Raw genomic sequence first — 8557 nt, 5'->3', positions numbered from 1 at the left:
GCTCAAGGCCTTCCTCATCGGCAAAGACCAGATTTTTCCGGTCCCCTGCAAACTCAGCATAAGGCTGCTCGCCAAAGACGACGACCGCGACATCGGGCCGCTCTGTGAAACTGCCGCCTTCCGACAGGATTGCGCCCCCACCGCTTTGGCTCGCAGCCTGCTCAATCCCTTGCCAGATCGATGTGGCCCCGGGGAAGTAGTCATTGGTGAGCTCGCGCCCGCCTTGCCAAGTTAGCGTCCAACCGCTGCGGCGGCCTGCGCAATGCTATCTGCGGCGGTTCCTGCGACGAGCACATTGGCGCCGGTTTTGAGCGGCAAGACACCATTGTTCTTGAGTATCACCTGAGACTTGGCGACCGCTTCTCTGGCGACCGCGCGGTGCGGTGCCATACCCAACTTACCGAACTCTCCCGCATTGGGACGCTCAGAAGGGCGCTTGGCCTCCGGACCGATCAGGCCAGCGCGCAGCTTAAGACGAAGGACGCGGCCAGCCGCCTCGTCGATCCTCGCCATGGGGATTGTGCCATTACGCACTTGAGCAACCAGCGAGGTATGCAATGCAATCGCATCGTCCGGCACCATGTAGATGTCGAGCCCAGCGAGCAGAGACTGCGCGCAATCGCTTACCGTGCAACCCTTTACTTGGCCGTGGCCGTTCCAGTCGCCAACAACCAGTCCATCAAACCCCATTTCGCCGCGCAAAACCCCATTTAGCAGAGCTTCATTGCCATGCATTTTGCGGCCATTGATCGAGTTGAAACTGGCCATGATGGTCTCAACACCCGCTTCGATCGCCACCGGGTAAGGCACAGCGTGGATCGACTTAAGGGCATCGATATCGCCGTTCACTTCTCCTTGGTCGACACCTTGGTCGGTCCCGCCATCACCGAAGAAGTGCTTGGCCGTCGCGATAACGCGGCCTTGACCGAGATAGTCGTCTGCGCCCTTGCGCCCCTGCAGTCCCTCAACCAGCGCCGCGCCAAATTTGGCCACGACCTCGGGGTCTTCGGAATAACTCTCGTAGGTACGCCCCCAGCGATCATCACGGGCCACCGCAACGGTGGGAGAGAAATTCCAATCGATCCCGGTCACTTCAATTTCGGTTGCTGTCGCGGCTCCAATCTGGCGCACGAGATCAGGATCGCCTGTCGCGCCAAGCGCGATATTGTGAGGAAAGATCGTCGCGCGCATGACATTTGTGTGGCCGTGGACAGCGTCCGTGCCCCACATAGCCGGGATGACCGGCTCGTCGCCTGGAAGCGGCGCAGTTGACGCATCCCACATTTCATCGGCAAGGCGCAGCCATTCAGATGCAGGCGCGAACTCTTCGCCATATGGACCACCGTTTCCGCCATTGAGATAGCTGCCCCAACGATATTTGCGCATCTCTTCGGCGGTGAAGGAATTGATCTGCGGCTGGATCAGCTGGGCGACTTTCCGTTCCAACGACATGCGCGCTAGCAGGGCGGCAACTTCGGCCTCTTCATTACTCGCACCGGCAATCGATTGCGAAGCGCTTTGAAGCGGCGCGGTGGCCTGCGGTGCACTTGCGCATCCGGCCATCAATACAGTGCCCAACAGTGCGCTCAGTCCATTACGCATTGCGAACTCCCTCAAAATGTGAACGTTCTCAATTTGGGAGGCTACAGTCCCCCATCCGGAAATCAAGGCCTATTTGGGCTTGGAAACAGAAAACATCAGAATACTCGCCATGGCCGCCATCACCGCGAGCAGTGCAAAGAGCCCAGCAAAGCCAAATATCGGCACCAATGCGAGCGTTAGCCACGGCATAATCAGCGATGGAACCGTGTTAGTAAGGTTGAAAAACCCGAGGTCACGGCCGCGTGTCCTAGCCCTGGGCAGAACGCGCAGTGTCTGGGCCGAATGCAGAGAAAGGAACACCGCTCCTGCAACGCCAAATATGACATAGCCCGCTATCCCACTCCCAAGCGAATTAGAAGCTGCCATAGCCGCGAGGCCGACAGCGCAAACAAGGGCTGCCCCAGCGAGCGGCAGCATCGGCTTATCGCGCATATCGGCCCACCGCCCCAAAGCCAGTGCCAAGGGAATTGCGATCAGCACAACCAGGCTAAAGAGGCGCGCGGTCTCACTCTCGCCCATCGTCTCATCAAGGGACCTTAGCCACAGCAGTAAGAACGCGAAAAGCGACGCTTCAGCGATTTGGACGAGCAACCTTGAGAGCCACATGCGGAGCACCGCATTCCCAGCCTTGGGCAACTGCACAGCCACCTCGTTCACAGGCTGCGGCGCATCCTCGGTCAGCTGCGGCATCGCGTTGGGGCGACCGAAGAACATTACTGGCAAAACGCACGCGGCAACCATGCACGCAACTACGACCAATTGCGCATCGCGCGACAAAGCCAGAGCCGGAATGGTCACCAAAGCCCCTGACAATCCGCCGATCGCTGGCGCAAACGACAAGAGCCCGCCAAGCCGCCCCTTTTGGCCATCCGGCACATAGTCACCGGCCAGCGCGGCCAGCGGGCTGAGCATCATATTCAGGCCAAACTGCCACAGCGCAATATGGATCAAGAGCGGCCCAAGCCGGTCAATTTGTGCCGCTGTGACAAGAGCAAGACTTGAGAGGATCAAGCCGGCAAAAATGAAGGTTCGGCGCGAACGCACCACATCGCTTAGCCAGCCAAACCCCAGATTGGCGAGGCTTGCAGCAATCGCTCCGACAAATGCGATATAGGCGAGCCATTCGACGGCATCGGGGCCGGTCAGTTCCGTCACTCGTGCAGGTAAAAGCAACGTAAGGAACGGAACATAACCAATCGCGCCGCCAGCCCAGGCGAGCGCATACAGCAACATGAAGCGCTTGGTTTGCGGAGCGGCCTGTGCGGGCACTCCCAAGACTTCTGTTTGTGACATTGCTTAGTCGCGGCGAAGCGGCGCTGGCGGCGATACCGATGATCTCTCAATCAAGCGGCCAGGCACCGTAATGGGAACTTCCGGCAGTTCTTCGCCCTTTTGTGCCGCAATAATCAGCTCCACGGCTTTGGCAGCTGTTTCGGCAACAGGCTGGTCAATCGCGCTCAATGCCGGCCGAGTGAAACGGGTGCTCGGCGAATTGTCAAAGCTGATCAGAGAGAGGTGCCCAGGCACATCCAGATCGAATTCCTTGGCTGTGTCGAGCACACCATGCGTCATCTGGTCATTGCTGGCGATGATCGCGGTTGGGCGCGGACTATTACTCAACAATTTCCGCCCTGCCAGCTGGCCGGACTCGAAGCTGAAATCGCCACTGGCGAGCAGGTTGTCGGTTGGCAATCCGTTCTCAGCCATCGTCGCAAGCCAGCCATCAACGCGCCATTGGCTGAGGCTGTATTCATCAGGTCCAGCCACAAAACCAATCCGCTCATGCCCCAGCTTGATCAAGTGCTCAGTTGCGAGGCGGGCCGAGCCCTCATCATCCATCGAAACGGGGATACCAACCCCGTTGCCGAGCGAGCCGATCCGGACAAATGGCACGTTCTCGCGCGCCAGCAGGTTCACGATCAGCGGATTGTCCGAGTGCGGCGGGGTCAAAATAACGCCGTCAGGTTGCAGTGAAGCAAGCGCGGCCGACAGCTCGCGTTCGACATGGTCACTATGGGTGTCGACCAGTTCTACCAGCATGCGATAGCCATGGTCAGCGCATTTCAGCATTCCGCCAAGTAGCATCTGATCGACCCAATCATTGCCTTCACGTGCGCGCCAATCTGCGATCGTGCGCTCACGGTCATTAAGGGCGAGGATCAGATAGGAGCGCGATCCGCTCATCCGCTGCGCAGCGATGGACGGGACATAGCCCAGCTTGTCGATCGAGCTTTGCACCCGCTCCTTCATGGCCGGGCGGACATTGGGCTCGTCATTGATGACGCGGCTAACCGTCTGCAGCGACACACCCGCATCGGCAGCAACATGCTTGATCGTCACAGATTGGCGCCGTCTCGCCATACCTTATTCGCCTCCTGAGCAGGCACTATCGCTATTGCCTTGTTCGCCGCATTGCCAGACCCGAACCCAATCAATTTCAAGGTTTTTTGGGAAATCGTTCATATCCACACCGCCTTGGCCGCGCCGCTCTGGCAAGCCGCCCCCAATGGCCAGATTGAGGATCAGGTGAAACGGCTGATCGAAAGGCGCTCCGCGTTCCTGGGAACCAGCGCTCCACCAGGCATCCGCCGCTTTACGCGCGAACACTTTGCCGTTGAAAGTCCATTCGATCTGATTTGGAGCCCAGACAATGCCGAAGGTGTTGAACCCTTCGAGCACCTCGGGCGCATACATTTCGCTGCTGTCGAGCGAATTGTTAGGCCACAAATCGCCAAAGTGCAGCGTGCCGAGAATTGTGCTTTCACTGCCGCCCGGGCAATCGTCGCAAGCCGTGCCAAGATTGACCGCTTCCATGATGTCGATCTCGCCTGACGCGGCCCAACCGCCATAAGCGTTATCTTCTGGCAGCATCCAGATCGTGCAGCCAAGTTCCTTGCCCCTGTGGCAGCTTGGCGCGCACTTCGATCCGGCCATATTTCCAGGCGGCTTTGCCGCGCGTGACCAAGCGCGCCGAGGTGTAAGGCTTTGTCGCGGTCGCATCGGGATCCTCCGCCTCCTTGCGCATATGCGTAGGCAGAGCCGGGCCAGTGTGCGTCTCGCGCCGTGCAGTGATCACCAGCTTGCCATCGCGGAGCGAAGCGTTGCGCGGGGCGTCGGTGTAACACTGCCGCTCATCATTGCCGCCGCCCCAACAATCCACATCGAAATCCCATTTCGTGTGGTCGATTTGGGCGCCGTCAAATTCGTCCTGCCAAACCAGCCGCCAACCCGGTTCGCTGGCAGGCTCGCGAGAAGATCCTGCTTCCGGCAATGCAACCCGCTCAATCTTTTCGTGCCGGTCTTTGCCCTCTGTCTCATGCGCTGTGCCGCAAGCAGACAAGACGAAGCCCAACGCGGCTGCAGCGCCAGCACTTCTTAACTTTCTGATCGCGTTCACCATTCCATTGCCTCAAACATTACTCACCTTCGGAGAGCAGTCAGACCCCAGCAAAAGAAAGGGCCCTTGCGCAAAACAAAGGCCCTTTCCTTCCTCAATAGGCCTTCCCCTAAAGACCTAGAAGTCGAACCGCGCCAGGAATGTGAAGCGGCGGTCGTTTCGGAACGCTGATCGCGTGACGCGCGTCCCATCGAAGTCGACAACTTGTGAAGTTTCGGTGACCTCATCGAGCAGGTTCACGCCTTGGATACCGAGCTTGAGGTAATCCGTTACCGAATAGAAAATCGATGCATCCAATTGCCCCGTATCTTCCTGCCAGATTGGCGAGAATGGGAAGATGTCATCACGCGGGGTGATCAGGAATTCCGATCGCCAATTGTAGGCAGCGCGCGCGGACAATGGCCCTTTCTCGTAAAAAAGGGTCGCGTTGAATGCGTGCTCAGAAATACCCGCGAGTGGCTGCTGCGATACAAACGCACCGCCTCCCAATTCATTGGCCGCGGTCGTAATCGACGACTGGCCAACTGCGGTTAGATTCGGATTTGCGAAGTCACCGCCATCGACATAGGTGTAGGTCAGCTGTGTGCCAAATCCGCTTAGCAGGCCTGGCAAGAAATCGAACGTATGTTGATAGGCAAGCTCGAAGCCTTTGAGCAGTCCGTCCTGAGCGTTGGATGGCCCCTCAACCGCCACCTCGACAGGAACGCTGCCCTGATATGTGACCGTGTTGAAACCAGTATCAATGAAGCCATCAACGTCCTTGAGGAAGCCAGATAAAGTCACCGAGCCGACGGCATTGAAATACCATTCAACCGAAAGATCATAATTCCATATTTCAACCGGCAGAAGGTTCCTGTTGCCCGTCGAGAGGGCGAACAAAGGTCCATTTGCGAGCGCATCTGCACCAGCAGTCTCAAGAGCGTTGGTGTTGTCGCCAATTCCCCCGCCTGCTCGGAACAGCTGAAGGTCAGGCCTTGCAATGTTCTTCGATGCTGCTGCGCGGAACAATAGCCCGCCGCCTACATCCAACTTGGCGTTGAAGCTTGGCAGCCAATGGTCGAAGCGGATCTTTCGATCATCGTTGAGCACTTCGCCGGTATGGGCTGCGGCAAATTCTGCCAGTCTTGCATCAGACAATTGGCAATAGCCGCGCTGAATCCCTGGCACATCGGGCGTCGCGCACAATGCTTGGAGTTCAGAAACCTGAACAATTCCGTCGCCATTGGAAACGCCATTGGCTGGATTGTCGAAACGGCTGGCATCAGGGAACCCGATACGCCCGCCGCTCGTGATTTCAGTTTCCACATAGCGCAGACCGATATTGCCATCCACGTTCCAGCCATTGCTGAAGTCATGGCCGAAATCGACGCGCGCATAGGCGGCATTGGTCACTTCGGTGACGGTCGAAACCTCACCGGGGCAGAACACACCTTCGATGTCGCAAGGCACAATCTCGCCGGTCAATGGATCGGCGCGGAAGCGGCCATTTACGCCGTAGTTAAAGCGTTCTGGTGACAGGCCAAATTCCTGAATTTCCTCAAATTGATCGTCAGTTAGACCAGAGAGATATTCGCCTAGGAAGTCATCTCCACCAAAGAAGAACGCTGCGCCATTCTCGATCGGAGTTGGAGAATTCCCGCGTTGGAAGTTGTCGCCAAACGGATTGCGCAATTGCGAGAAGCCTGGAAATTCGTCGACATAGGCGCCGCCAGCAATCGCAAATTCCTGACCAGGCAGGCCGGTGTAGAAACGGCCTGGGATAAACCCATTGCCGAATGGTCCTGGGCCGCTTGCACCGCAACCAGAACCTTCACCCCAAGGCGCACAGCCTGCTCGCCCAGCCCATGGAGCCGAAAGGTTGCCCCAAGTGCTGAAATTGGTGTTGCGGGTCGTACGGTCTCGTTCAGCCCAGCGCGCGCCGAAACGAGCCGCCTTGAAGAAGCCGTCGTCGCTGATGTCATATTCTGCATCAAATCGCAGACTATCGAGACCGCCTTCGTTCTTCTCGCGGCTGTCCAAACCGAACCAGTAATAGGTGTTGAAGCCGGAGGAGAAATAGTCAGCTTCAGCGCCCGGAGGGGCAATGAAGTTTACACTCGGCACATTCCCGGAGAGATCGAGGTCAATGTTTGCCCAAGTGCTGAGCGCACCAAAGACGGAATCACGCGCCAGATCAGAGCTGATAGTTTGCGCCTCGAAGTTGACGCGGAAACGATCAGTGATGTTCCACTTCGCATCGAATGAGAAATCCTCAGTGGTAGAGGCCAAACCGCGCTCGAACCGAAGCGAGTCAATTGGCAGGCCGCCCCGGCCAAATGGGTTTGCATAGGCATCACCAGGGCGCTGAGTGAGAATTCCGCTTTGGAAGATGCCATTCTCATCAAACTGGAATGTGCTGCCTGCGGCAGGCACTGGGAACAACCCCTCATCATCAACTCGGGCAATCAGAGCGAATTCTTCAGTCTGGAATGTCGTGTCTGAACGGAGCCACTCAAACGTCGCAACGAAGTTGCCGGTTGGATCTTCGTACTGAAGAACAGCCGACCAGGCCTCGCGGTCACGATCGAGATCGGTTGTGCGGACACCGGCCCCCTTCGGCACAAGAACCGAGCCGTCTGGCGGAAAGTTCGAAGCGTCGAAGTTGGGATCACCCACAAAGCCGCCCGAACCAACAGACAGCGCGCGCAAACATGGTCCGTCGAGCGTGACTGCACGGTAGCACGGGTCAGCAACCTGCGATGCGTCTGTACGGCTCTTCAGTTCCGACTTGGCATAGGCAAGCTGGAAACCAATTGAACCACCAGGCAAATCGACAGTGGTCGAGCCCAGCAAAGAGAACTCCGGCGACCATTCTTCACGAAGGTCACCATAATTTGCGCCGATTGTCCCTGCGAGCCTCGTACCGGGATTGTCGAGCGGCTTGCGCGTGACAAGATTGACGGTCCCCGATGGGCCGCCTTCGACCATGTCAGCGGTGACGTTCTTGAACACTTCGACACGGCCAAGCAGCTCAGGTGACACATCGTTAAAGCTAAGCACGCGTCCGCCAGTCGCGGAGAAAATATCGCGCCCGTTCAGTTCGGAGCGCGCAAAGGGAAGGCCGCGGATAATGACGCCCGTTCCCTCGACAGAGAACCGGTCTGGATCAGTTGTTTTTTCAAAGCGGCCAATGGTGATCCCGGGAATACGCTGCAGGGTTTCAGCAACCGAGCGATCTGGCAGCGCACCAATGTCTTCAGCAGTAACAGCGTCCACAAAGGTGTCGGCATCGCGCTTGATGTTCTGAGCGTTTTCCAGCGAAGCCCGGAAACCGGTTACGACGATGTTGTTGCCTTCGTCAGCAGGGGCCTCCGCGACTTCTTCATCAGCGACCTCATCTTGTGCCATGGCGGCGGGCGCAAGGACCATCGACATTGCCAAGCTGGATGCAGTTGTAAGGATAGCTGACCGGCCCGAATCGAGCCCAAGCGAAAGCGGTTTTCTACGAATCACTGTATGTTTCCTCCCCAGGAAAGGCGGTTTCAGTCCACCCTAGTGTTGCAATGCCTAACTTCAATT

The 8557-nt window shown here is 57.7% G+C and carries 7 protein-coding genes; 1 reads left to right on the top strand and 6 read right to left on the bottom strand.

All coding sequences use genetic code 11. The features are described from left to right. On the top strand, positions 1-235 hold a 235-nt coding region (locus AC0V6U_RS16520; protein WP_486169531.1), incomplete at its 5' end, for a hypothetical protein. Here AC0V6U_RS16520 and AC0V6U_RS16515 read toward each other — a convergent pair. From AC0V6U_RS16515 to AC0V6U_RS16490, 6 genes are all read right to left on the bottom strand, one after another. After that, positions 232-1602 carry a glycoside hydrolase family 3 protein gene (locus AC0V6U_RS16515; RefSeq protein ID WP_472644209.1) on the bottom strand — a complete coding sequence of 457 codons (1371 nt, stop codon included), beginning with the start codon at positions 1600-1602 and terminating at the stop codon, positions 232-234. The genes AC0V6U_RS16520 and AC0V6U_RS16515 overlap by 4 nt on opposite strands. A 69-nt stretch (positions 1603-1671) precedes the next feature. Next, positions 1672-2895: an MFS transporter gene (locus AC0V6U_RS16510; RefSeq protein ID WP_472644208.1), complete on the bottom strand. Its 1224-nt coding sequence runs from the start codon at positions 2893-2895 to the stop codon at positions 1672-1674. A gap of 3 nt (positions 2896-2898) precedes the next feature. Then, a complete protein-coding gene (locus tag AC0V6U_RS16505; protein ID WP_472644207.1) occupies positions 2899-3963 on the bottom strand; it encodes a LacI family DNA-binding transcriptional regulator in 1065 nt (354 codons plus the stop codon). 3 nt (positions 3964-3966) lie between these two features. Then, positions 3967-4473 carry a glycoside hydrolase family 16 protein gene (locus tag AC0V6U_RS16500; protein ID WP_472644206.1) on the bottom strand — a complete coding sequence of 169 codons (507 nt, stop codon included), beginning with the start codon at positions 4471-4473 and terminating at the stop codon, positions 3967-3969. After that, entirely contained in the window at positions 4457-4999 is a 543-nt protein-coding gene (locus tag AC0V6U_RS16495; RefSeq protein ID WP_486169530.1) for a glycoside hydrolase family 16 protein, read from the bottom strand. Before AC0V6U_RS16495 ends, AC0V6U_RS16500 begins: the two co-directional genes overlap by 17 nt. Positions 5000-5116: 117 nt before the next feature. Next, positions 5117-8491 (bottom strand): TonB-dependent receptor plug domain-containing protein, encoded by a 3375-nt coding sequence (locus tag AC0V6U_RS16490; protein WP_486169529.1) that lies wholly within the window; start codon positions 8489-8491, stop codon positions 5117-5119. Between the last annotated feature and the right edge of the window lie 66 nt (positions 8492-8557).

The organism is Erythrobacter sp. W36 (genome assembly GCF_057364935.1).
This window is presented reverse-complemented; position numbering and strand designations above follow the sequence as displayed.